20 protein-coding genes and 1 pseudogene are annotated in these 23,974 nt (G+C 42.4%); 10 read left to right on the top strand and 11 right to left on the bottom strand.

Annotation, left to right across the window (positions count from 1 at the left end; genetic code table 11):
* Window positions 1-28 precede the first annotated feature (28 nt).
* Together KO537_RS03300 and KO537_RS03305 are read right to left on the bottom strand one after the other, a co-directional pair.
* A complete protein-coding gene (locus KO537_RS03300; protein ID WP_219233848.1) occupies window positions 29-2,218 on the bottom strand; it encodes an OsmC domain/YcaO domain-containing protein in 2,190 nt (729 codons plus the stop codon).
* Between the two features lie 258 nt (window positions 2,219-2,476).
* Window positions 2,477-2,707, bottom strand: coding sequence for a hypothetical protein (locus KO537_RS03305; protein WP_219233849.1), 231 nt, complete (start codon window positions 2,705-2,707; stop codon window positions 2,477-2,479).
* Between the two features lie 285 nt (window positions 2,708-2,992).
* Between KO537_RS03305 and KO537_RS03310 the strand changes: the two genes are divergently transcribed.
* Both KO537_RS03310 and KO537_RS03315 read left to right on the top strand, forming a co-directional pair.
* A complete protein-coding gene (locus tag KO537_RS03310; RefSeq protein WP_219233850.1) occupies window positions 2,993-4,657 on the top strand; it encodes a methyl-accepting chemotaxis protein in 1,665 nt (554 codons plus the stop codon).
* A gap of 207 nt (window positions 4,658-4,864) precedes the next feature.
* On the top strand, window positions 4,865-5,044 hold the full coding sequence (locus KO537_RS03315) for a DUF6435 family protein (RefSeq protein WP_028759324.1): 180 nt from the start codon (window positions 4,865-4,867) through the stop codon (window positions 5,042-5,044).
* Between the two features lie 31 nt (window positions 5,045-5,075).
* Here the strand turns inward: KO537_RS03315 and KO537_RS03320 are convergent, their stop codons facing one another.
* Both KO537_RS03320 and KO537_RS03325 read right to left on the bottom strand, forming a co-directional pair.
* On the bottom strand, window positions 5,076-5,477 hold the full coding sequence (locus tag KO537_RS03320; protein WP_219233851.1) for a ribosome recycling factor family protein: 402 nt from the start codon (window positions 5,475-5,477) through the stop codon (window positions 5,076-5,078).
* 164 nt (window positions 5,478-5,641) lie between these two features.
* A complete protein-coding gene (locus tag KO537_RS03325; RefSeq protein WP_219233852.1) occupies window positions 5,642-6,529 on the bottom strand; it encodes a LysR family transcriptional regulator in 888 nt (295 codons plus the stop codon).
* 99 nt (window positions 6,530-6,628) lie between these two features.
* On the opposite strand from KO537_RS03325, the gene KO537_RS03330 reads away from it, so the two are divergent.
* From KO537_RS03330 to KO537_RS03340, 3 genes are all read left to right on the top strand, one after another.
* Entirely contained in the window at window positions 6,629-7,252 is a 624-nt protein-coding gene (locus tag KO537_RS03330; protein WP_131523768.1) for a short chain dehydrogenase, read from the top strand.
* A 167-nt stretch (window positions 7,253-7,419) separates the two neighbouring features.
* The gene (locus tag KO537_RS03335; protein ID WP_006080205.1) at window positions 7,420-7,665 is read left to right on the top strand and encodes a DUF3297 family protein; all 246 of its coding nucleotides are present in this window, start codon (window positions 7,420-7,422) and stop codon (window positions 7,663-7,665) included.
* A gap of 384 nt (window positions 7,666-8,049) precedes the next feature.
* Window positions 8,050-8,580 (top strand): SMI1/KNR4 family protein, encoded by a 531-nt coding sequence (locus tag KO537_RS03340; protein WP_219233853.1) that lies wholly within the window; start codon window positions 8,050-8,052, stop codon window positions 8,578-8,580.
* 189 nt (window positions 8,581-8,769) lie between these two features.
* Here KO537_RS03340 and thrS read toward each other — a convergent pair whose 3' ends face one another.
* Window positions 8,770-9,969 carry a threonine--tRNA ligase gene (thrS, locus tag KO537_RS03350; RefSeq protein ID WP_276572360.1) on the bottom strand — a complete coding sequence of 400 codons (1,200 nt, stop codon included), beginning with the start codon at window positions 9,967-9,969 and terminating at the stop codon, window positions 8,770-8,772.
* 390 nt (window positions 9,970-10,359) lie between these two features.
* Window positions 10,360-11,175, bottom strand: coding sequence for an ABC transporter substrate-binding protein (locus KO537_RS03360; protein ID WP_251071007.1), 816 nt, complete (start codon window positions 11,173-11,175; stop codon window positions 10,360-10,362).
* Between the two features lie 86 nt (window positions 11,176-11,261).
* Between KO537_RS03360 and KO537_RS03365 the strand changes: the two are divergent.
* Both KO537_RS03365 and KO537_RS03370 read left to right on the top strand, forming a co-directional pair.
* Window positions 11,262-11,342 (top strand): annotated as a pseudogene (locus KO537_RS03365) (DUF3297 domain-containing protein); the annotation flags it as partial.
* A 161-nt stretch (window positions 11,343-11,503) separates the two neighbouring features.
* Window positions 11,504-12,064: a DUF2726 domain-containing protein gene (locus tag KO537_RS03370; protein ID WP_219233854.1), complete on the top strand. Its 561-nt coding sequence runs from the start codon at window positions 11,504-11,506 to the stop codon at window positions 12,062-12,064.
* A 486-nt stretch (window positions 12,065-12,550) separates the two neighbouring features.
* Here the strand turns inward: KO537_RS03370 and KO537_RS03375 are convergent, their stop codons facing one another.
* On the bottom strand, window positions 12,551-13,879 hold the full coding sequence (locus tag KO537_RS03375; protein ID WP_219233855.1) for an SGNH/GDSL hydrolase family protein: 1,329 nt from the start codon (window positions 13,877-13,879) through the stop codon (window positions 12,551-12,553).
* Between the two features lie 650 nt (window positions 13,880-14,529).
* Between KO537_RS03375 and KO537_RS03380 the strand changes: the two genes are divergently transcribed.
* The 3 genes from KO537_RS03380 to KO537_RS03390 all read left to right on the top strand — a co-directional run bounded on the left by KO537_RS03380 (window position 14,530) and on the right by KO537_RS03390 (window position 17,888).
* Complete coding sequence (locus tag KO537_RS03380; RefSeq protein WP_219233856.1) at window positions 14,530-15,444, top strand: nuclease-related domain-containing protein; 915 nt, start codon at window positions 14,530-14,532, stop codon at window positions 15,442-15,444.
* Between the two features lie 115 nt (window positions 15,445-15,559).
* Window positions 15,560-16,711 carry a nucleoid-associated protein gene (locus KO537_RS03385; RefSeq protein ID WP_219233857.1) on the top strand — a complete coding sequence of 384 codons (1,152 nt, stop codon included), beginning with the start codon at window positions 15,560-15,562 and terminating at the stop codon, window positions 16,709-16,711.
* A complete protein-coding gene (locus KO537_RS03390; RefSeq protein WP_219233858.1) occupies window positions 16,704-17,888 on the top strand; it encodes a hypothetical protein in 1,185 nt (394 codons plus the stop codon). Before KO537_RS03385 ends, KO537_RS03390 begins: the two co-directional genes overlap by 8 nt.
* 373 nt (window positions 17,889-18,261) lie before the next feature.
* Here KO537_RS03390 and KO537_RS03395 read toward each other — a convergent pair whose 3' ends face one another.
* The 4 genes from KO537_RS03395 to gcvT form a co-directional block, all read right to left on the bottom strand.
* Complete coding sequence (locus KO537_RS03395) at window positions 18,262-18,852, bottom strand: hypothetical protein (RefSeq protein WP_219233859.1); 591 nt, start codon at window positions 18,850-18,852, stop codon at window positions 18,262-18,264.
* Window positions 18,853-19,367: 515 nt separating this feature from the next.
* Entirely contained in the window at window positions 19,368-22,256 is a 2,889-nt protein-coding gene (gene gcvP, locus KO537_RS03400; RefSeq protein ID WP_219233860.1) for an aminomethyl-transferring glycine dehydrogenase, read from the bottom strand.
* Between the two features lie 122 nt (window positions 22,257-22,378).
* A complete protein-coding gene (gene gcvH / locus KO537_RS03405) occupies window positions 22,379-22,768 on the bottom strand; it encodes a glycine cleavage system protein GcvH (protein WP_011845766.1) in 390 nt (129 codons plus the stop codon).
* Window positions 22,769-22,794: 26 nt separating this feature from the next.
* Complete coding sequence (gene gcvT, locus KO537_RS03410; protein WP_212599688.1) at window positions 22,795-23,889, bottom strand: glycine cleavage system aminomethyltransferase GcvT; 1,095 nt, start codon at window positions 23,887-23,889, stop codon at window positions 22,795-22,797.
* Window positions 23,890-23,974: the final 85 nt, after the last annotated feature.

The following is a 23,974-nucleotide window of genomic DNA, read 5'->3' on the forward strand; positions in this document are numbered from 1 at the left end:
CACATTAAGCTAATGCCAACTAACAGAATTAATTCAGATTTTTCGCAGCTTTACGGGCTTGATGCAGCTTCTTATAGCTTTCAATCAATCTTAAATGCGGCTCAATACCTTCGAGCTGCATGCTGGTCTTAGTTAAGCCATAAAAACGCACTTTACCTGTGACTGAACCGACAACATTGTCCATCACATCTTTACCGAACATACGGTTGAAGTTATGGATAAAATCATCAAGTTCTAACTCTTCATCTAAAGTCACTTCCAGCACAGCATTCATGGCTTGGTAGAACAGGCCACGTTTAACGGTATTGTCGTTAAACTGTAGGAACTCACCGACCAGCTCAATCGCGTCTTCGTGTGCACCGAGTGCCAAATAAATCAGGATCTTAAGCTCAATAATCGTCAGTTTTCCCCACACGGTATTTTCATCAAATACAATGCCGATTAAGGTGCGAATATCCGTGTAGTTATCGAGTTGGCTTTCTTCTAAACGGTTGACCAAATTAGCCAATTGCTTAGTGCTTAACGAATGTAGATTTAAGATATCTTCACGGTACGCCAGCGCCTTGTTGGTGTTATCCCAAATCAAGTCATCAACTGGATAAATCTCAGAATAATCAGGAACTAAAATACGGCACGCCGATGCGCCTAAATCGGTAAACTCGGCGATATACACCTCTTTACCTAACGCTTCTAAGATCCCAAACAGGCCGTCAGCTTCTTCTTCGCTAGTGCCAGAAAAATCCCATTCGCAGAATTCATAATCAAATTTACTGCTAAAGAAGCGCCATGAAATCACTCCTGTTGAATCAATAAAGTGCTCAACAAAGTTTTCTGGCTCGCTAACCGCCATGCTGTTAAAGGTCGGTTTTGGCACATCGTTTAAGCCTTCGAAGCTGCGGCCTTGCAGCAATTCAGTTAAGCTGCGCTCTAACGCCACTTCAAAACTTGGGTGCGCGCCAAAAGAGGCGAATACACCGCCAGTTTTCGGGTTCATCAGGGTGACGCACATCACTGGGAACTGGCCGCCGAATGAGGCATCTTTAACCACAACAGGGAAACCTTGCTCTTCTAAACCGTTAATGCCCGCGAGGATGCTTGGGTACTTTTCTAGTACAGACATGGGCACATCGGGCAGGACAATTTCTTGCTCAATGATTTGGCGTTTTACAGCGCGCTCAAAAATCTCTGATAAGCACTGCACATGGGCTTCTTGCAGGTTATTACCCGCACTCATGCCATTGCTTAAGAATAAGTTTTCAATCAGGTTCGACGGGAAGTAAACCGTTTCACCGTCAGATTTACGGGTGTAAGGAATCGCACAAATGCCGCGCTTAACATTACCCGAGTTAGTATCAATCAAGTGCGAGCCGCACAGCTCGTCATCTGGGTTATAAATCTCTAAGCAATAGTCATCGAGAATACCCGCTGGCAGCGCATCGTCTTCCTCTAACGCAAACCACTTTTCATTGGGATAATGCACAAATTCGCTATTGGCGATTTCAGTCCCAAAGAATTGATCATTATAGAAAAAGTTATTATTTAACCGCTCAATAAACTCGCCGAGTGCCGAGCACAGCGCGCTTTCTTTGGTCGCGCCTTTACCATTGGTGAAACACATTGGCGAAGCGGCGTCACGAATGTGCAGTGACCACACGTTCGGCACTATATTGCGCCATGATGAGATCTCTATCTTCATTCCAAGATCGGCGAGCATGCCCGTCATATTGGCAATGGTTTGCTCCAGCGGCAGATCTTTACCCAGAATAAAGGTGCTCGATGCGCCATTAGGCTGACCCATCAACATGGCATTGGCGTCTGAATCTAGGTTCTCAACGGTTTCAATTTTAAATTCTGGGCCCGTTTGCACCACTTTTTTAACCGTACAACGGTCAATCGAGCGCAAAATACCTTCGCGATCTTTCTCCGAAATATCATCGGGTAACTCAACTTGAATTTGGAAAATCTGGTTGTAGCGATCTTCTGGATCGACAATATTGTTCTGCGACAGTCTAATGTTATCCGTTGGAATATCACGGGCTTTGCAATATACCTTCACGAAATAGGCCGCACACAGGGCTGACGACGCTAAGAAATAGTCAAACGGACTAGGGGCAGAACCATCACCTTTGTAGCGGATTGGCTGATCGGCGGTCACGGTAAAATCATCAAACTTGGCTTCAAGTCTAAGATTGTCGAGAAAATTAACTTTGATTTCCATTGAATATGATTTCCACTAAATATGCGAGTCTGTAGCAGCCCATCGACCAAGTCGCGTCATTGGTAATGAGTCATTAAGGGTGAATTATCGGTGTTTTTGGCCCATTAGTCTTGGGTTAATTATGTTAAAAACCATAATCAGGCCATTTACGGCTGAGCTTGACGGTTTGAATAGCAGGGTTAAGCGAGTACTTAGATTGAGTTTCAAGAAGGCGAGGAAACCAATGAGTCGCAGAGTAACACTCTGCGCAAAAACACATTATGGATGTTTTTCAGTTTCTCGCTTAACCAACAGAAAGGTTAAATACATCTTAGTCGGTAATGACAAGGCCATGCCAAAGGCGACACACATGGCGCTGATAATAATCCCTTGCACGCCCATCGCCTCAACGGTGTCATTAAAGTTATGCAAGTAGATGCCCAGCGCAATAAGACAAATGCCTACAGTAATGCAGATTTTCAGCGTTAGGATCAGCTTTTCATTTGTCACAACCTAGCCCTTACTGTTCGCCACTATCTACACCAGCCTGCACCAGCTCTAGCTAATTTTGCATCAATTTTAGCTAATATAGTGAACTCATTGGGCCCATATAGTGTTGATAAAGATCAAAAGAAAGGCCTAGATTCACAGCATAGTTAACGATTTTGGAATCAATCAACAGCGCGCATTTTATCGATTTCCATTACATTTTTGTTAACTTAAACACTTAAGAATGCAGGAAATTAGTTATACTGCCCTGCAATAAAAGAGATGTTCATCATGGAGTCGTCAAGCATGCCTAATTTCAGCCTACGTAATAAATTACTGCTGTTGTCGTTATTCCCTTTAATTTTTACTTTGTTCGTACTCATGACAGTTTCTTATTATGTCGAAAAAGACGCCCTTGCAGATGAAGTGACGACCTTTAGAACTAAGCTCATCGGTGAACGTAAAACACAAATAAAAGAAGCCACCGAAATTGCCGCAGGAATAGTGCAGTATCAGTTGTCTTTAAAAGAAAATGGCAATGTAAACCAAGCGCTCCGTGATATCCGTTTTGGCAGTTCTGGTTACTTCTTTATTTACGACTCCCAGGGTAAAAACCTGTTCCATGCCGTCATGCCCAACCTCGAAGGGCAAAATAAAATTGATATGACAGATCCCCGCGGCACTAAAATCATTGTCGGTTTACTCGATGCCGCTAAAAAAGGGGACGGTAACTTCTCGTTCTACTTTCAAAAACCCAATACCAATGAGCAAATTGAAAAAATCGGTTACTCCATGATGATCCCTGGCACTGACTGGATGCTAGGCACGGGAGTCTATATCGATGATATCGACACTGTCGTTGAGGATTATCGTGCGACGGTCACTGAGCAGATGATCGAAAAATCCTATGCCATTCTGTTAATTGCGCTGTTACTCGCCGCGATTACTACCGTTGTTATTCTGATCACCGCCCAACGTATGGTCGCGCCAATTAAAAATATGGCGAATAACTTAAACGATATAGCTAAAGGCGAAGGCGATTTAACCAAACGTCTTATTGTTAAAGGTGAAGATGAAATTGCACAACTAGGTCAATCCTTTAACCTGTTTGTCGATAAACTCCAAACCATCATAAGCGATGTGGCAAACGCGACGGCTAAAGTTAAAACCGCCGCCAACGCGATTCACGATCAAACCAAAGTCATGTCGAGCCAACTCATCAGCCATAACAATGAAACTGATCAAGTGGTTACCGCTATTACTGAAATGTCAGCCACCGCCAGCGAAGTAGCGCAAAATACCACGCAAGTGGCTGAAGCGACTCACGCTGCCACTGGCGATGTAGCCAATGCTCAGCGCTGCGTCGATGCTTCTTTAGAAGAAATTTCGGCACTCATGGCGCAAATCAACAATGCGGCGGGCAGTATTCAATCCTTGAGCGAACAGTCTAAAAAAATCAACAACGTGCTGTCAGTGATTGGCGGTATTGCTGAGCAAACTAACCTATTGGCATTAAATGCAGCCATCGAAGCGGCCCGCGCCGGAGAACAGGGCCGAGGCTTTGCCGTGGTGGCCGATGAAGTGCGTAACTTAGCGAGCCGAACGCAATCAAGTACTTTAGAAATCAATGAGATGCTGTCAGAACTGCACAAGCTTGTCGCATTGGCAGTAAAAACGATGGAAGAAAGTCAGCAAAGCTGCGTACGCTCGGTAGACTCATCTCGCGCGATCTCAGAAAGCCTAGGCTCAGTGACATCGGCGGTCACGGCCATTAACGACATGAGCACCCAAATTGCGACGGCGGCCACGGAACAAAGCTCTGTGACCGAAGAAATCAACCGTAATGTGTTCGCCATCCAAGAGATTGTGAATGAGTTACTCCATTCCAGCGAAGATGCTGCCAGAGTCAGCCAAACCGTGTCGCAGGAAGGAATTAACTTAGGTAAGCTCGTCGGTCAGTTTAAGATTTAAAATATTTTCAATGGGTTGTAAGCTAAATAAGACATAGCAACCCATTAGTTTGCTGCAAATGTAAGATAAGGTCTCAGCCTTGCTGAGGCCGATGGCAGTGGAATTGAAGGATTGTGGGATCGTGGGATTTTTTAATTTCAAAAAGTAAAACTTAAATCCCATTGCCTACGTATATAAGTCCAAATACCCAATCCAATAGAAATGGCCATGTTCTCAATATTTAAGAAAAATCCCTTAAAAAAATTAACTCAGCAATATAACGCCAAGCTTGAACAAGCTATGCATGCCCAGAGAAAAGGCGATATTAGATCCTACTCAATGCTGACCGCTGAAGCCGAGCAAATCGAAAATCAAATAAAAGTGTTAGAAACAACAAGCCATAAATAAACCTTCAACGCAAAAACACTCAGCAGACAAACTACCAAGAGTCAGCTTGAAAACGTGCCAATCTGGCCTCTGTGACTGTGCATTGAGTCAATTGCATCAACTCACCTAAGGTAATCGCAGGGTTGTCTGTGATAAGCCGAATCAGCTTAGCGTCTAATGGTTCAAGTTTGTCCGCATGTTGCAGCAAGGCTGACTCAAGCTTTTGAATAAGATAACGAAATGCTCCATCGGTCATCAGTAGCTGCTCGGCTTGTAAACGAGCGGTGCAGGATTGGATCTTGAGCGCCCCGCCAACAATGCACCAATTTCTCGAACGCCGCACACGCTTAAGCTCGCAATCATATTGGGTTGCAATCGCTTGAGCTTGTTTAACCGCCTCCCGCCCAATTCGATGAATAAGCGAGGGCAGCGAGATACTAATGTCGTCGTTCATAACGCTTGGTTCATCGCCGCTCTTTTATGCCTGCATGGGAAAAGCCTGTTCGACTTTACATTCAAATACAAAAATTCAATGCGCGGCAGTGTACTCTGCCTCACTTTATTCTAAAAGCTCCGCCCCCTGCCGGATAAGATTTGATGCGATTATGCTTTTACTCATTAACCCACATATTTTGAGTGAGTTTCGCACCACGTTTGTAGCTTATTTTGTAAATCGCGCAGCTTCTTTGGGTAATGGCTCTGCTTGGCATAAACCATATACAACTCATGTGGATAGCATTGCCATTGGGGAACGAGCAAAGTGAGTTTGTGCTGAATGATATCCTCCTCTACCAAATAATAAGGCAGGCTAGCGATACCTGTACCACTCAAAGTAAGCAGATGTGTAGTGGCATAGTTTGAACTACACAGTGCAGGCTCAAAAGTGAGTGTGAGACTGTCCCCCGCGAGCGGTTCAAACACCCACTGAGTTTCGCCCGAAGACAATAGACGATAATGGCGTAAATCATCAGGGTGACGAACCTCTGCGGCTGCGGGATGTGCGGGCGCAACCACTAAGACATGGCGAATTCTGCCAAGATATCTGGCGATCAGATTATCGCTGTGCGCAATGCTTGTTCTTAAGGCGAGATCAAACTTGCCGAACTCAACATCTTGAATATTCTGCTCAAAACACAGTTCGAGTTTCACTTGAGGATACGCAGCAATAAACTGAAGCAGCATAGGACTCAGCAATTTTTTGCCCAGTTCCGTTGGGGCGGTAAATTTTAAAGCGCCACAGGAGTCCTGCGTTAAATCCTGCACTAAACGCCCTGCTTCATTGGCCAGCCTCTCGATTTCGCAGGCTTTACCATATAACGCTTGCCCTGCTTCGGTCATTGATACTCGCCGAGTGGTTCGGTGGAGTAATTGACAACCCATTTCATCTTCAAGGGATTTAACATGGCGCGACACTAAGCCTTTAGAAGCACCGAGTTGTTCAGACGCAGCGCTAAAACTGTGCATTTTGGCAACCAGCATAAATGACTGCAGATGGGTGAGATTCATCAATTAAACCTATTAACGAAACAATGTGGTGATTATATGCGCTTTTTCTATTTAATTAACCAGACTATCCTTAATTCGTATTCAATTTAGGAGCATGTCATGAAAATAGTCGTAGTGGGTGCATCAGGCACAATCGGACAAGCCATAGTCCGCTTATTTCATTCAACTCAGCATGAAGTTATTCAGGTAGGGCGAACAACGGGGGATGTCCTGATAGACATTCGGGATGAACATTCACTCCATCAAGGGCTAGAAAAAATCGGTAAAGTCGATGCAATGATTTCGGCCATGGGTGATGTCGTGTTTAAACCCTTCAACGCTATGACCCAAGCAGACTGGTATACAGGGCTCCAAAGTAAGTTATTGGGGCAGATACAGTTAGTGCAAATAGGTAGCCAATACCTCAACGCTGGGGGCAGTTTTACGCTAACCAGTGGCATTATTGCCGATGTCCCAGTAAAAGATGGCATCAGTGCAGCCACAATCAATGGCGCACTTGAGCATTTTGTTACCGCCGTCGCGGGTGAATTACCTGCGCAGCAGCGGATAAACATTGTCAGCCCAACGGTATTAAGCGAGTCATTAGCGAGCTATCAGGACTATTTCCCCGGTTTTAGTGCAATCAATGCCGACACATTAGCCAAGGTTTATTTGCGCTCAGTCATGGGCAGAGAAAACGGCCGAGTGCTGAAAGCCTTTTCCAGCTGCGGCACAGTGTCCTAACAGCAGTGTCCTAACAGCAGTGTCCTAACAGCAGTGTCCTAACAGGACAACTTAACCTTGGCTAACGCAAGGCGCGCAATCAGTCACAGTTAAAGTCTTGAGCGTTGCGCTGGGATTGCCTACAATAGCGCACGCTTTTTCACTATAGACAACGACAGATCACGACCATGACCGACACAACATCATTACCTGCTTTACCGGATCGCCTTTCCGTTAACCCACGCAGCCCACACCATGTGGCAGAAATTTTCGAGCACGATATCGGTATTAAGCTCAACGGCAAAGAGCGTTTTGATGTCGAAGAATATTGCATCAGTGAAGGTTGGGTAAAAGTGCCAAGCAAATCCTTAGACCGTCGCGGCCAACCTCTTTTGCTCACAGTAAAAGGCACAGTTGAAGCCTTTTATCGTTAAGCTTTAGCGCAAAGAGCAGGATCATGACAACGGCCAATCTAATTGGTCGTTTTTGTTTGCCCAGCAGCAAATGATACTAATTCAATACTACTTGCTGAAACTGCACCAGTGCAGTGAACGACTATTCGGAACAGCTATCTAGTCGGTTTTTGGCGAAATGGATTAAATAAAATAGCATTATGCATGCCTACTTATTTGAATATCATCAAGTTTATTTGGGGATTCGCTAGAGAAAGCATTAGAGAGAGGAGAAATAGTTGATGTCTCGGTAACTCCAATATATAAAGGTCCTTCCAGAATATCGGCAGGTATAACAGTAAACGCTCAAGGTAGTGGTGGTTTCTTTGAAAGCATTGCTCTTCTTAATCCTCGGGAATGTAGATCATGACCCTATCTGTATTAAATAGCATTTTAACTCCCCCTAACTTCCCTAATGAATCTGGGATTAGTAACGTTTGGCCTTCTATAGATGAAGGTCTTAGTTTTCCCAGGGATTACATTGCGTTTATTAATCGTTATGGCACAGGAAGAATTGCCGATTTTATAGCGATATTCAATCCATTTACTACAAATTATGACCTTGATTTTTTTGAGCAGAAGAAATCAATCATTGAGGATTTCAATTACCTTAATAATGAAGACCCAGAGTATTTTAAATATAATCTCTATCCAGAAATTAATGGCCTTTTACCAATAGGCGTAACGGATAATGGTGATTGCATATTTTGGGTTGTTTCCGATCTGAAAGACAGTGAGACATGGGGCACTGCAATAATCGCATCTAGATCGCCAGATGTAGAATATTTTGATGAAAATATAACCTCTCTATTGACTGGTTTATTGTTAAGAAAAATAAGATCAGGATCATTACCTAATAGTTTCCCTCCTAAAAATGTTACCTTTGAAAAAATTTAAACAAAAAATAAATGGTCATCCGCAATAAATCATGGACCGCCACGGCCAACCACTGCTACTCGCAGTAAAAGGCACAGTTGAAGCCTTTTATCGTTAAGCTTTAGCGCAAAGAGCCGGATCATAAAATGAGTAAAGGCTAGCGATGGGAACCCTAGCTAGCCTTAGATAACAAACACCGCCTTCCTTAGGTTATTGTTTGCGCAATAGTTTATCCGCAAGATAGTCAGCTAATTCAGCAAGAGGGATATGAGTCATCACACCGTCTTTGCGGCACTTAACTGACACACACTTCTCGGCCTCTTCTTTATCCCCAACCGTTAAGATATAAGGCACTTTTTGCTTGTGAAAGCGTTTCATTTTGCGGGCAACTGAGTTTTGACTGATATCAACCAACACTCGCATGTCTCGTGCTAAACATAGTGCGGCTAACTGACGGACAAATTGGCTGTTTGATTCATTTACAGAGGCAATAGCAACAGGTACAGGATGTAACCAAACAGGAAGGTTACCCTGTGAGACTTCCAAGAGAATCCCCAACCAACGCTCGATAGAGCCATACATAGCTTGGTGCATAATCACTGGCCGTTCGAATTCACCTTGCTCATTTGTGTACTGAACATCGAATCTTTCAGGCAAATTGAAATCAAACTGGATAGTGCCACACTGCCAGCGTCTTCCCATAGAATCTGTCAGTGACAATTCAATTTTGGGACCATAAAAAGCCCCTTCGCCAGCTTGATACTCGGCATCAAAGCCCTCAATCTGGCAGGCTGAATCCAATAGCTTTTGTGCTCGGCACCATTGCTCATCGCTGCCTAATGCCTTCTCAGGTTTAGTCGATATTTTTACGTCTAAATTATGGTAGCCGTAATCACCATAAACCTGCTTTGCACGCTGGAGAAAACCACGTATCTCCTCCTCTGCCTGAGACCAACAGCAAAAAACATGGGCATCATCCTGAGTGAACTGGCGTGCGCGCAGGCAACCATTTAACGAGCCTGAGGATTCATTACGGTGCACCAAGCCAAACTCAAATAGTCGCAGTGGCAAATCTCTATGGCTATGTACCCCGCGCTTAAACAGCAAAATATGGGCAGGACAAGACATAGGTTTTAAAACATATTCATCCATGTTTTCCTTTCCGCCACCGAAAAACATGTTCTCTGCAAACATGTCCATATGCCCAGACGTTTGCCATAACTCCTTCTTCATAAAAACAGGCGTGTTCACTTCCTCAAAACCATTTCGGCGATACACGCGCCTCATGTGCTCTTGAATATCTCGGAATAACGCCCAGCCATTCGGGTGCCAAAAAATCATACCCGGCGCCTGTGGTTCAGAGTGAAATAGGTCAAGTTGTTCTGCAATTTCGCGATGTGTTTTCATCATTCTCTCCTGAGTAAAATCTGAGCGAAATACAAAACCAAGGTATAAAAAAACCCTCTGGCGATTTCGCTCAGAGGGTTTTTTTAAAGACGCAAAAAACTACCCCCCGAGAATTCTCGTGGTGGTAGTGGTGGTGTTAATTGCGCTTACGTATATTTTTTTCATGCGCCAGTAATAACAAATCATCCCTATCGCAGCAAGCATTTTGTTTATAAAAAAATAAATGGCAGACAAAATAAAGACAAAATAAATGGTCATCCGCAATAAATCATGGACCGCCACGGCCAACCACTGCTACTCACAGTAAAAGGCACAGTTGAAGCCTTTTATCGTTAAGCTTGCAAAGAGCTAGATCATAAAAACGGCCAATTAATATTGGCCGTTTTTGTTTGCCTATTCTACTTCTGCGGCTAAACCATAGGCCTGGTAAATCTGTTTTACACGGCCCGATGCAGCCATATCAAGCAGCGCCCGATTAAGTTCATCGAAAATAGCAGCATGGGTAGAGTTACGGGACATACCAAAATAATGTTCGATCCGATTCGACTGACGGTAATCGGCATAGCTGAAACGATCGTAACCGAGCTGCTTGAAGGCATTCTCAATGGCGGCACGATCGAGCACCACCATAGTGTCAAAACGCCCCATGATAAACATGCGAGCCATGTTTTCATCATCGGTAGACTCAATTTTACGTAGCGCGGGATCCGTATTAAAACGCTCAAAATAAACTGTGCCCCGTTTAACCCCTACAGTAAGCTGATACAAATCCTCATAGGACTTAATCCGTCCTTCCTCGCCGGCTTTTACGAGAAACAAAATATCGCGAGTCTGAGTGCCGATAGGACCAAGAAACCGTACAAATGCCTCTCGCTCTTCGTCTCGTATCGTGCGCGGCACAATGTCGACCGTGCCTACCCGCAACTCATGAATGCTGCGAGCAAAAGGACGCGCGCTCCATTCGACGCGATAACCGACCTTAGCCGCCGCTTCCTCAAGAATATCCTTTAACGGACTCGTCATAGTATTAGTTCGCTCATCAAGCACCATCTCAGGAGGACGATGCCGAAAATCGGCACGCAACACGTTAGAAAAAGTAGCCGATTGCAGCTCAGCGGCGACAATGATGCCCGCGAAAAAACCACAACCAAGTACACACAAAATTGCGTAAACAGAAGGCAACGAAACAAGGATACTTTTAAAATACATAGAGATACCCGCAAATTTATATGTTGCATTTAGCATAACTCAAAAAATCGAAAACTAAAGTGCATAAAACATTAAAATAAATGGCCATCCATAATGAATCCTTAGACCGTCGCGGCCAACCTCTTTTACTCGCAGTAAAAGGCACAGTTGAAGCGTTTTATCGTTAAGATGTATGCGTACTGATAATATCGGTACGACTGTTGATGTAGTGGCTAACAAGATGTAATCACTACACTCAAAGACTCATTATTTTTGGCATAAAAGTACTAGCAGCTAACGGATATGTACTTAGCAAGTTACAATGACAATACTAAACAAGGATGTAATGATGAATTCTAATCAATTAATACTTATCGGGCTGGGTTTGGCGATTATCATTTTCGTGCCGCTACTCTTACGCATTTTCACTAATCTGCTTATCCCATCTTCAGATAATAACTATCGCTACCGTAAACAAGATGCCCTATTTTCCAGTGCTGAACGCTCCTTTCTCGGGATATTAGATCAAGCTGTAGGCGAACAATTCCGAGTTCTGGGCAAAGTGCGTATCGCCGACGTTATCACCCCAGAAAAAGGCATGAACCGCAAACACTGGCAAATTGCCTTTAATAGAATTTCAGCCAAGCACTTCGATTACTTACTCTGCGACAAAAATACACTTGAAGTTATCGCCGCCATCGAACTCGACGATAAAAGCCATAAGCAAACACGTACTCAGCAACACGACCTCCTCATCGAGCAAGCCTGCGAAAGCGCCAAACTGCCATTAATCCGCTTCGATGCCAAACGCAGCTATCAGCTAGCGCTTATTCGCAGCACTATACATGCAGCCTTACCAGCAAAAACTCACGCTGCTGAAGAGTCGCCAATCATACTGACCGCGGACTAAACATAAACTAAATCCATGAACACTACATATCCTGAGTTTGAGGATGTTAAGCTTGACTCGATTTTTTACCCTTATGCTGCTTTTTGAATTCATGTACATCATGTAAGCGGGCAGCGCTTACTCGTCTAACAGCGCTTGAGATTTAAAGCGGCCTTCCCCAAACGCACCTTTAATACTTGTCTTCACGATTGGCCTTGCGAGCAATTTCTTCAATAAAACAAAGCATAAGCTAGCTAATACTACTTAGCAGCTCATTCTACTCGGCGAGCAACACGTCAAGTAACATGATTTCACCACAGTTCAAAGTATCAGCATTATTCGGGCAATTTAAAAGCGGTGCTAAAAAATGCAAAAAGATGTGGCTTTACTGGCTTAAATTACAATTGACTCATGGAGGTAAAGCAGCTTTGACTGGCTTACCTCCATATTATTGATTATTTAGAGATATATTTAACCACAATATCTTACTCGCCGACTATTCGCCTGTTAATGACGATTAAAAAAACCTGTTTCAATAATCTTATCCGCAAAAACTTTATGCACGGCAGTCGTTGGATGAGTGATCCCCCAAAACAGATACTTATCAGAGCCATAGTAGGCGCAATCTTTTGTTAAGCTGTGTGACAACAAATAATCCTTACTACTATCTCTATTGATATCTAAGCAAGCATCTGTGACATTAACAAAACCATACTCTTTAGGATTTTGAATAATTTCATCAAAGATAGAATGAGCATCAAACAACACAAGATCTATACCTTTTGCTTGATACAACAGAGCCTGCTGTTTAATAAAGCCATTGAACTCTTCAATTTTTGATTTTATTTTCACAATATTCTCTTGAGTAGAATACTTGAACTGTGGTGCGCGCGTAGCATCTGGCAATGTGAATAAAATAATATGCTGAGCCCCGCCTTCATCAACTAAACGTTTTAACCCATCACTTAAATTCTGACTCACATCTTTAACCTCACGATCATAATTCATAAAATCATTAAGGCCAATTTCAAGTGTAAATAACGTATTTGCAGGCTGGTAATTTTCAGCCTTTTTTAAATAATGAAAATAGGATTGTATTTGATGACCTAAACCGGGAATAATCTTATATTCATCAATACCTGCGGCCCCGCCAACAGACCAATTATACAGAGGAATATCCTGCGATTTAGCTAAATATTCCGGCCATACAAATCCATTAGAAAAATGCCCTAAAAACCAAGAGTTAGGATTTGGAAATCGCCACTCAGAACCATTAAATAGATTTCCCGTATCAGACAAACTATCACCAAATGCGATAATTTTGTTAATTTTATTCCCTTGATCCGCCTTATCTTGCGTCCAGATAGTCTGATTAAATGACAATTTTTCATTAGCAGCAAAGAAGGTAATGTCTGCGACTTCGTTGTTTGAAACCCCTAATGTATCGACACACCGTTGCATGATTTCATCTTGTGACGTCTCTGTATAAAACATATTTTTACCCGAAAGCTTATGTCTCCAAGCACCTTGAATAGAATAATATTCATCACTGTCCTTTTGCTTTGCCCACCTATGTTCAGTTGCAGGATTATTATGCGTTTGATCTAATCTATACCAACAACGAATATAAGTATGACTGTGACCAGCTTCCAAATGGTTATCTGGACCATCTGTCTCATCTATATCATCTATATCATCTATCTCATCGATATCCGCAGATCTAAGCGTTTCCAATATGCTAGCTTGGCTCTCCATATCATCCCTAAACGTTTCATTAGCAGCCCAAGCAGCTGAAAAAGGTAGGGTTAATGAAAAAAATAATAAAGCCTTATTCATACATTTCCTTAACAAAAATAAAATCAACACACATAAATTGGCCATAAAATTAAAATTGAGAAACCTAGTCATTCAACAGACTAATAAGTTTTGTCACAGCCAATATCAGAATAAATATTAAGTATGGGAGAATAATGATAAAAAACTAAAAAAAATATTATAATTAGTATGTTGACACTTGAAACTGGTCCGATGAGGCAATATAAAATATCCTTACTAGGGGCAGTTATTTACATGAAGTGCTTAATCTTGTTTAACACTTGTGTAGATCTGCAAGTTTAGTAAGGAAAAATATCAGAATCTAAAAACGCGACGCGACAAATGATGCCTATCAGATCTTTTCCCCAGAGTAACTTGTATACAAGTTGTTATTTAAAATACGTTTTTGTGATAAAGCGCATTGATTAAACCGTATAGAGCGGGTTAAAGTGTGACCACAAAGTAAAAAGTGTGACCACTTAAGGAAAATGCAGGGCAAACTCGAACTCAATCATCGAGCACGCCATTTAGGGAAGAAGAAGCAAATCAGCAATGTGCGCCCAAACTCTAAGCAGACAAGTCTGCCACCACTTTCCAAAATAATAAGTACATTTTATTAGCGGGTTATGTCATCGGGTTAACTATTGACTCGCATTACTTCAGGGACGTAAATGACCGATTTCAGCAGCATTCTTTTATCCTACGGGATACTTCTCTCTGGCCTTCTTGTCACAGTGGGTGTGATGTATGTGTTGCTCAAACATCGCGATGCAACCGTCAAGTTGCCCGTTGATCGTGAGCAACTGACCCGTATCCCCGCCTATGGCTTACAAGAGCAAATCCATGATCTGCAATTAGATTTAATCGGCTGCATGATGATGGGACTATTGATTGTTTGCCTTCCATTTGCCGCCAGCAGCATCCAAGCGCATATCACAGTCGGAAAATTCCCTTGGTTGTTCGCCTTAACAGGTTTAATAGGAGTAATTTACTTCGGCATTAAAATCTGGAAACTCTTTTCCAAACTCATCAAATTACGCCTCGGCCATACCGCAGAAATCGCCACAGCCAATGAGCTCATAGGCTTACAAGCATTGGGTTATCAAGTATTTCACGATATCCAAGCCGACGGCTTTAACATCGACCATCTTGTCATCGGCAAAAATGGTGTATTCGCCATTGAAACCAAAGGCCGCCATAAACGGAACAAAGACCTACTCCAAACCAATGGAACTGGCCCAGGCTCTGGTAAAAAAGGCTATCAAGTATTTTACAAAGACGGACGCTTAAACTTCCCCTCATGGACTGAAACCAAACCCATAGAACAAGCCGAACGCCAAGCCAAGTGGGTAAGCCAATGGTTAACCAAAGCCACAGGAACACCAGTATCATCAACCCCTGTACTCGTATTCCCCGGCTGGTATGTCACCTGTCAGACCAGACCACCGTTCCCGATCGTTAACCACAAACAATTAGTCGGCACTATACCAAAAATAAAAAACCAAGACCTTACCCAGCAACAAGTCGACACCATCATCTACCAAGTCGCCCAAAGATGCCTAAGTAAAAGCGAGGTAGGGAAATGATGGGAATAAAAACTTAAAGAACTACTCCAAGGTTTATAAAGGCTCAATACCCAACATGTATAAATTAATTAAATTATAAAAATTAATAGTCAACAATTAATATTCTGAGGTCAAAATGATAAAAGTAAATCATGCTATAGCATATAGTGGTTTGAGTTCCGAAAAAGATGATGAGACTTCATGGAATTTTACGCCGGGTACACTATGGGATACAGAGTCTAAAGATGTAAACTCATTTGTAAAAAAAGTTTATGATAGAATAGGAAAAAGCGGAAAAGAACATACTGAATTCAAACCAACTGATGAACCAAGAGCATTTCCAAACCTATTAAAAAATTATTTGTGTAACAATTCAAATAGCAAAGAAAGTTTTGAAACACTAGCATCAACCTTCACTGATTACGGGCTTAAAAAGGAGTTAAAGGCCTCTAGACTAAATGAAGGAATTGTTATTGTTTTTGTAAATTTCGACCATTATTCAGACCCTATATTTACCATTAATGAAAACGGAGAAGATGTAGAACACCCAGACCACCCTACAGTGCATTTAGCTAGTAAGTTTTTAGTATTAATGGTTAGAAATACTGGAGCATTAAAATTTACCGATGATCTACAAATTAGCAATGTTGATGTAATAGACATGAAGCAACTAATCCAGGGGGCTCAGATTGATATTCCTAGGTTTATGAATAGCTACCCAAAAATAGATTTTGAAAAAGAACATGATAATTACATTTCTTTTGTAAAGGGAATTGGAGACATTCGAGATTATTTCAAAAAATCAATGAATGCAGAAGATATGGTTACAAATAAAAAAAGTTCTGAAAACTTGAGTGTCGCTATTGAAGAGTTTTTTTCAGAATATAAATTGGAAAGAAATACCAAAGAAGACATAAAGCTAACACTATATAATTTTTCTAAAGAAAATAAAAATCAAGTTACAACCATTGAGCAAATCGAAGATGAGATAGATAGATGCATACCGATTTCAAATGAGAACGCAAGAAAGTCATTTATTAAATTCATCAATGACAAAAATTATGAGATTAACGACGAGTTTGAAATTAAAGAAAATATTATAAAAACATTAGTATTCATCGATCTTGAATTGGGATTCGCAAAACTAATACTCAGCCAGTCTGCACTGGGTAAAGTTGGTGAGAACAAAAAGGCAAAGTTCAATCCAGCAAGTAATGAACTTACTTTTACAGCAACCATATCAAACCAGGAAGAAATTAATAAAATATTGAGCATTATTAATGGATAATTCAACTTTAATATTAAATCTTAAAAGCTTAGTTGCTATTAGTGATAGCACTCAATTTGATTCTTTTGTATTTATATTTAACTTAAAACCTGAAAAAGAGTTAGAGGCTAAAAAAATAACAGAAAAGATCATTGATAGTAACAAAGATTTCTTTTATGAACTATATAAAAAAGATGGTGAATTACTTCAAATTACATTTGTAAAAGAAAAAATAAATAATTGGTTTTCAAACTATCAAGAATTTTTTAATGAGTATCTAAAACTCGCATTAAAAAGTGAACTAAGTGAAATTCATAAATTTTGTTACGTCCATGAAAATGAAAATTACCAAGATAAGGTTAATGCATTTTTAAACCTACAAAAATGGATAAATTTATTTAAGAAAGTAACAAAAAACTATTTCTATTCTCATGATCATAATTCAATCACATTTCATATTTTTGAAGACGTTGACTCCGATAAAAAAGTAAGGAAGCATGAAATCATTATTGATAGTGAAGAAACTCAACTTAATTTAATGAAAATTAATAAATTCCCAGCTTCCTTAGATATCAGTGAGAACTGCATTTATAATATAGAAAAACATTTGGTTTTAAAAATTGCCACTCTAAGTACAATCAAATCAAAAGCTGATAACTTTTCGCTTACAAGAGATATATTATGTAATGCAGATGAATTTATTGAGAGATATGAAAAAGGTTATGAATTCTATATAAACAAGTATTCTATAGACAAAATAATTAGAGAGGTTGAAAAGGCAAAAATTGATTACTTTGAAAAAATAAACAATATCATAAATGATAATCAAACAAAATCGATGAGTATACCTGCAATCATATTAGGCACAAGTTTAGTTAGAAGTTGGAACTTATCATCTGCCGCATTAATTATCTCATCAATGCTCCTGGCCGCATACTGGGTGTATTTAAATCTAACCCACAAAATCGAGTCAATAGATGATTGTGTTATAAGTGCAGAAAAAGTCTTAGACCATGTTAAAAATGAACAAGTTAGTGAGGTTGAAAAAATAGTAAGCGAGTGTATTTTTAAAAACTCAATAAAAGAAATAAAGAAAAAATCAAAGTCAGCAAAAAATACAATTTGTAAAATGATATATTCGATTTTTATCGCCATTTTTATTTGGGCTATTTACCTTATTTTAAATATAAATAACTAAAATTAATCTACTGCAATAAAAATTTCACTGTAAAAAGTCTTTTAATACAAGTTAGACAAGCACAACTCAATGCTTAGTATTTGCACGAATGACCTTATAAAACATATATGTTTTAGCAGAGCATACAGGGATGACTAATGTTTATATCATGGCCGGCGTGTCACTGATGTAGCCTGTATAAGAGAATGCGAAAGCCTGCGGCAGGCAATTAGAAAATATCGTGGCAATAAGCCACGATAAATCCCATTAATAGCACTCAACCCGTCAGATATCATTCACATAAAACATAAAGTGGCATAAAGGTCGATTTTTCACATTCAGACTAAAGATCGACCGTAGACTACCATCTAAAGTCAACTCAGTTACACAGGGTTTAACAATGAACACATAAATCTACTTTATGTATATCACCTGAAAAAAATGGCCTAAGCCCTAAAGATTCCAATAACTCCCATAGTTCGATAAGTTTTTTATCTAATATTACGGATTTTCCAGCTTTCGTATCGATAAAATACCATTTCTGATTAAAACCTTGAGAATGATACTCGCTAGTTAAAAGAGATGGTCGAACGCATTCATAGCGGTAAGATTCTTTAGATATAACAGAAGTTATTTCATCCGCCTTAGAATTATCATTAACTCCTTGTAAAAGACTCACCATCATTTTAAGTCTTCGCTCTTTAGCGCAAGGCTCATCTGAAGTTATATGTGCAAATATTTTAGTCTCCGTAGAATTAAAAATTGGAGCTGCAACATCGAAAATATGAGAAATAATGGTATGTTTCTCACTACCTTTCCGCACCGCATCTAAAATATCATTTTTTATTTTTTCAATATTATCAATATAACCTTGAATCCTTGATTTAAAGTCAGCGACTTCTTCAAGTTCTCTTTTACTCCTTGCTTCAAAAATATTATTTTCATTTGTTAATTTTATTTGTTTGACTTCATCCATAAATTTCATAACTATCCTTTGATGTTAATTTTTTAACAAATTGAAATTATTAGCAGATTAACTCCACACAGACAATAAGTCGAGTTTAAGAATTAAAAAAATAAAGCGAACGACTAAAAAATTTTCAAAAGTAACTCGACATGTAACATGTTACCCCCCGATTAAGCATTGTTGCACCAGTGACCTTCTAAAACACGGATGTTTTAGTAGAGCCTACAGGGATGTATCCACGGCGTGTCACTGGTGTAACAGTGCGAGAGCCTGCGGCAGGCAATTAGCAACACCGCATTATCAGCGACTTATAAAGCTAATTAGCGGCTCAATCTCGGCAGAATGAATAACTAACCAATAAAAAAGCGAACCGCTAAGGGTTCGCTTTTGTATGTCCATAATTGCGTTGCTGGCGAAGCTAATGCAAGGCGGATTGAAAGCTTTCGCGCGGAGTTGACTCCTGTCAAACTCTCTATTTCGAGCTATGCGAAAGCCTCATTCAACGCCGCAGTAGCTAGCCTAAGCAGCAATGATTACTCGTAGTCTGATAATGGTGCACACGAACACATCAAGTTACGGTCGCCGTAAACGTCATCGATACGATTCACGGTTGGCCAGAACTTGTTAGTGCGCACTGCGGCACTAGGAAACACGGCCACTTCGCGGCTGTATGGACGCGTATCAAACTCTGGGTCCATGATATCGGCCATAGTGTGCGGTGCGTTGTGCAGCGGGTTGTTGTCCGCTGGCCATTCACCCGATTCCACTTTGGCGATTTCAGCGCGGATTGACACCATAGCGTCGATGAAACGATCGAGTTCCACCTTAGACTCAGATTCCGTCGGCTCAATCATCAGGGTTCCCGCAACAGGGAAGCTCATGGTTGGCGCGTGGAAACCGTAGTCATTCAAACGCTTAGCGATATCCATTTCGGTCACGCCTGAAGCTTCTTTCAGTGGACGTAGGTCGATAATACATTCGTGCGCGACGCGATCGTTACGGCCACGGAACAATACTGGGTAGTGTTCAGACAGCTTCTTCATCACGTAGTTAGCGTTTAACAGCGCAGTTTGGGTCGACTTTTTCAGACCCTTTGAACCAAGCAGCTTAATGTACATCCAGCTGATCGGCAGAATGCCTGCGCTACCGTAAGGGGCAGCCGATACGGCGCCGTTGTTGTCACTTTCACGGCCCGGTTTAACCACAACGTGACCCGCAACGAATGGGGCTAAGTGTGATTTCACGCCGATTGGGCCCATACCTGGACCACCGCCGCCGTGTGGAATCGCGAAGGTTTTGTGCAGGTTAAGGTGTGATACGTCGGCACCGATAAAGCCAGGAGACGTTAAGCCAACCTGAGCGTTCATGTTGGCGCCATCTAAGTACACTTGACCGCCGTGCTGATGCACTATGTTGCAGATTTCACGGATAGATTCTTCATACACACCGTGGGTCGATGGGTAAGTGATCATGATGCAAGACAAGTTTTCAGCCACTTCGGCAGCTTTCGTCTTCAGATCTTCTAAATCGACGTTACCTTGCTTATCACACGCCGTCACCACCACTTGCATACCGGCTAATTGTGCCGATGCTGGGTTAGTACCGTGGGCAGATTGCGGGATCAAACAGATGTTTCTGTGCGCATCGCCGCGTGACTCATGGTATTTCTTGATGGCTAATAAGCCAGCGTATTCACCTTGAGCGCCAGAGTTAGGTTGGATACACACAGCGTCGTAGCCTGTGATGTTCACTAACCAAGTCGACAACTCTTCAATCAACTGAGTAAAGCCTTTAGCTTGATCCAGTGGGCTGAATGGGTGCATGTTGGCAAATTCTGGCCAGCTCACAGGGAGCATTTCAACCGCTGCGTTTAACTTCATGGTGCAAGAGCCCAGTGAAATCATCGAGTAGTTAAGTGCTAAGTCTTTGCTTTCGAGACGTTTGATATAACGCATCATCTCGGTTTCGCTTTGATAGCGATTGAAGGTTGGGTGGCTTAAAATCGCATCTTGGCGCACGAGTGCCGCCGAAATCGATTGGCTACCTTGGCTCACGATTTGCGCGTCTAACGCGGCAACATCTAAACCATGGCCGGCACCTAAGATCACATCGAACAAGGCTTCGATATCTGTGCGTAATGTGGTTTCGTCTAAGCTCACGCCCACAATACCATCGGCATCGAAACGTAGATTCATTTCAGCAGCCAGTGCGCGTGCATTGACGGCAGCAACATCTAAGCCTTTGATGCTAACAGTATCAAACCAAGTGCTATTCACTAAGTTCACGCCCTTCGCTTTTAAGCCTGCCGCTAAAATGTCGGCGAAACGGTGAATGCGTGATGCGATAGTTTTCAGGCCATCTGGGCCGTGGAATACGGCGTAGAAAGACGCCATATTCGCTAACAGAATTTGTGCAGTACAAATGTTTGAGTTGGCTTTTTCGCGGCGGATATGTTGCTCACGAGTTTGCATTGCCATACGCAGTGCGCGGTTACCACGGGCGTCTTTTGACACTCCAATGATACGGCCAGGCATAGAACGTTTGTGCTCGTCACGGGCAACGAAGAAGGCCGCGTGTGGACCACCAAAGCCCATTGGCACGCCAAAACGCTGCGCACTACCGAATACCACATCGGCGCCCATAGCGCCCGGTGATTTCAGTAATACCAAGGACATAATGTCGGCGGCGACAGTCACAACCACATTCTTCGCACGCAGAGTTGCGAATAATTCGCTGAAGTCAGTGATTTGACCAAAACGGTTAGTATATTGGAACAAAGCACCAAACAGCTCATGGTTAACGGCCTCAGATGCAGGGCCAACCACCACTTCAAAACCAAAACACTCAGCGCGGGTTTTCACTACGTCTAAGGTTTGCGGGAACACATCATCGGCAACGAAGAAGATATTGGCTTTTTTCGCTTTAGAAACGCGCTTTGCCAGCGCCATCGCTTCGGCAGCAGCAGTTGCTTCATCTAACAAAGAAGCAGAAGCCAAATCTAAACCCGTTAAGTCCATCGACACTTGTTGGAAATTTAGAATGGCTTCTAAACGGCCTTGGGCGATTTCTGGCTGATATGGCGTATAAGCCGTGTACCAACCTGGGTTTTCAAATACGTTACGCAGGATCACGTTTGGCACTTGAGTGCCGTAGTAACCCATACCGATATAGCTCTTAAATACTTGGTTTTGTTTCGCTAAACCACGAATGTAAGCAATGCCTTCGGCTTCGCCGCAGGAATCACCAATGCTCAGATCTTGGCTTAAACGGATCGACTCAGGCACAATTTGCGCGGTCAGATCGTCCAGAGACTCAGCACCAACATAGTTCAGCATGGCTTGCTGTTGGCTGCTATCTGGGCCGATATGACGACGTAGGAATAAATCGTGCTGTTCTAACTGAGTGAGGGTTTGCTTGGTCATGATAAACCTTGTTCCAGATTTGCCGAAATTCAGAACTGTAGGGTACTGATTAACGGACTGTTGTTATGTCAATCTTGCGCTAAAACAAACGAAGCCCCTTAGGGCTTCGTTAGCGTCGACGATTATTCTTCGTCGATGACAGCTTGGTAGCCTTCAGCATCCAGCAGAGCGTCGACTTCTGATTCGTCAGAAGGCATTACGCGGAAGAACCAGCCTTCGCCGTAAGCACTGCTGTTAACGAGTTCTGGCGAATCTTCCAGCGCTTCGTTCACGGCAATCACTTCACCAGAAATGGGGGCATAAATGTCAGACGCCGCTTTTACTGATTCAGCTACAGCACAGTCTTCACCCGCAGTCACAGTGTCGCCAACTTCTGGGAGTTCAACGAAAACCATGTCACCTAACAGCTCTTGGGCGTGCTCAGTGATACCTACTGTGTAGCTACCGTCTTCTTCCTTGCGGATCCATTCGTGTGAAGAGGCGTATTTCAGTTCTGTCGGAATATTGCTCATTGTTCTTGTTCCTTGTTCCGTTTTTTTTAAAATGCTTGTTTACCGTTGCGCACAAAGTTTGGCGCAACTACTCTAACAGCCACACGTTTTTTACGCATTTCGACTTCCGCAGTATCCCCAATCGAACTAGGAACACGTGCCATCGCAATAGAATAGCCCAATGTTGGCGAGAAAGTCCCGCTGGTGATCACGCCTTGTTGCTCTACACCGGCTGAGTCGGTGAAAAATACTGGCATATCATGGCGTAACACGCCCTTTTCTTCCATCACTAGACCAACAAGTTTGCTGGTTCCGGCATCGCGAAGTGTTTCGAGGGCTTTACGGCCGATGAAGTCACGGTCGTTTGGTTCCCATGCAATAGTCCAGCCCATGTTGGCGGCCAATGGGTTGATGGTTTCGTCCATGTCTAAGCCGTAAAGGTTCATACCGGCTTCGAGACGCAGCGTGTCACGGGCACCGAGACCACAAGGTTTAACCCCTTGATCTAACAATGCTTGCCACAAGGCTTGGGCTTCATCTTCTGGGACGATAATTTCGTAGCCCGCTTCGCCTGTGTAACCCGTAGTCGCAATAAACAGTGAGCCAGCTTGCTTACCGAAGAAAGGTTTCATGCCTTCGATGGCGGCGTTTTGCTCGGCACTGAACACGGCAGCGGCTTTCGCTTTTGCGTTAGGACCTTGAACGGCAATCATCGCCAGCTCAGGACGCTCAGTCACAGTGACATCAAAACCTTGGGATTGCTTGGCGATCCAAGCGAGATCTTTTTCGCGGGTCGCTGAGTTCACTACCACACGGTAGTTAGTGTCAGTGAGGTAATAAGTGATGAGGTCGTCGATGATACCGGCATTGTCATCTAACATGCCGCTGTATAAGGCTTTACCTGGCACTTTAAGTCTAGCCACATCGTTCGCCAGCAACTTACGTAGAAATGCACCAGCGTCGCTACCTATCACATCAACCACAGTCATGTGGGATACGTCGAACATACCCGCGTCTTGACGCACAGCGTTGTGTTCTTCGATTTGTGAACCATAGTTGAGGGGCATATCCCAACCGTGGAAGTCGACCATCTTAGCGTTTGATTCTAAGTGCTTGTTAAACAGAATAGTTTTGTTAGCCATTGTTATCCCTTTTTGCGGCCTTTTTCAGGTCTCTGCCTAGTGTAGGGTGTAGATACTAGGGTCTAAAATGCGGCGAAATTATACC

This window comes from Shewanella sp. NKUCC01_JLK (assembly GCF_019345615.1).
GTDB lineage: Bacteria > Pseudomonadota > Gammaproteobacteria > Enterobacterales > Shewanellaceae > Shewanella > Shewanella oncorhynchi.

What these genes read in the sequence shown, in the direction of transcription:
- KO537_RS03340 (WP_219233853.1), top strand. Translation starts at nt 8,050, where the DNA reads ATGACCCTATCTGTATTAAATAGCATTTTAACTCCCCCTAACTTCCCT.
- KO537_RS03360 (WP_251071007.1), bottom strand. Translation starts at nt 11,175, where the DNA reads ATGTATTTTAAAAGTATCCTTGTTTCGTTGCCTTCTGTTTACGCAATT.
- gcvH (WP_011845766.1), bottom strand. Translation starts at nt 22,768, where the DNA reads ATGAGCAATATTCCGACAGAACTGAAATACGCCTCTTCACACGAATGG.
- thrS (WP_276572360.1), bottom strand. Translation starts at nt 9,969, where the DNA reads ATGATGAAAACACATCGCGAAATTGCAGAACAACTTGACCTATTTCAC.
- KO537_RS03335 (WP_006080205.1), top strand. Translation starts at nt 7,420, where the DNA reads ATGACCGACACAACATCATTACCTGCTTTACCGGATCGCCTTTCCGTT.
- KO537_RS03385 (WP_219233857.1), top strand. Translation starts at nt 15,560, where the DNA reads ATGATAAAAGTAAATCATGCTATAGCATATAGTGGTTTGAGTTCCGAA.
- KO537_RS03395 (WP_219233859.1), bottom strand. Translation starts at nt 18,852, where the DNA reads ATGAAATTTATGGATGAAGTCAAACAAATAAAATTAACAAATGAAAAT.
- KO537_RS03325 (WP_219233852.1), bottom strand. Translation starts at nt 6,529, where the DNA reads ATGAATCTCACCCATCTGCAGTCATTTATGCTGGTTGCCAAAATGCAC.
- KO537_RS03330 (WP_131523768.1), top strand. Translation starts at nt 6,629, where the DNA reads ATGAAAATAGTCGTAGTGGGTGCATCAGGCACAATCGGACAAGCCATA.
- KO537_RS03315 (WP_028759324.1), top strand. Translation starts at nt 4,865, where the DNA reads ATGTTCTCAATATTTAAGAAAAATCCCTTAAAAAAATTAACTCAGCAA.
- KO537_RS03310 (WP_219233850.1), top strand. Translation starts at nt 2,993, where the DNA reads ATGCCTAATTTCAGCCTACGTAATAAATTACTGCTGTTGTCGTTATTC.
- gcvP (WP_219233860.1), bottom strand. Translation starts at nt 22,256, where the DNA reads ATGACCAAGCAAACCCTCACTCAGTTAGAACAGCACGATTTATTCCTA.
- KO537_RS03390 (WP_219233858.1), top strand. Translation starts at nt 16,704, where the DNA reads ATGGATAATTCAACTTTAATATTAAATCTTAAAAGCTTAGTTGCTATT.
- KO537_RS03370 (WP_219233854.1), top strand. Translation starts at nt 11,504, where the DNA reads ATGAATTCTAATCAATTAATACTTATCGGGCTGGGTTTGGCGATTATC.
- KO537_RS03380 (WP_219233856.1), top strand. Translation starts at nt 14,530, where the DNA reads ATGACCGATTTCAGCAGCATTCTTTTATCCTACGGGATACTTCTCTCT.
- KO537_RS03300 (WP_219233848.1), bottom strand. Translation starts at nt 2,218, where the DNA reads ATGGAAATCAAAGTTAATTTTCTCGACAATCTTAGACTTGAAGCCAAG.
- KO537_RS03375 (WP_219233855.1), bottom strand. Translation starts at nt 13,879, where the DNA reads ATGAATAAGGCTTTATTATTTTTTTCATTAACCCTACCTTTTTCAGCT.
- gcvT (WP_212599688.1), bottom strand. Translation starts at nt 23,889, where the DNA reads ATGGCTAACAAAACTATTCTGTTTAACAAGCACTTAGAATCAAACGCT.
- KO537_RS03320 (WP_219233851.1), bottom strand. Translation starts at nt 5,477, where the DNA reads ATGAACGACGACATTAGTATCTCGCTGCCCTCGCTTATTCATCGAATT.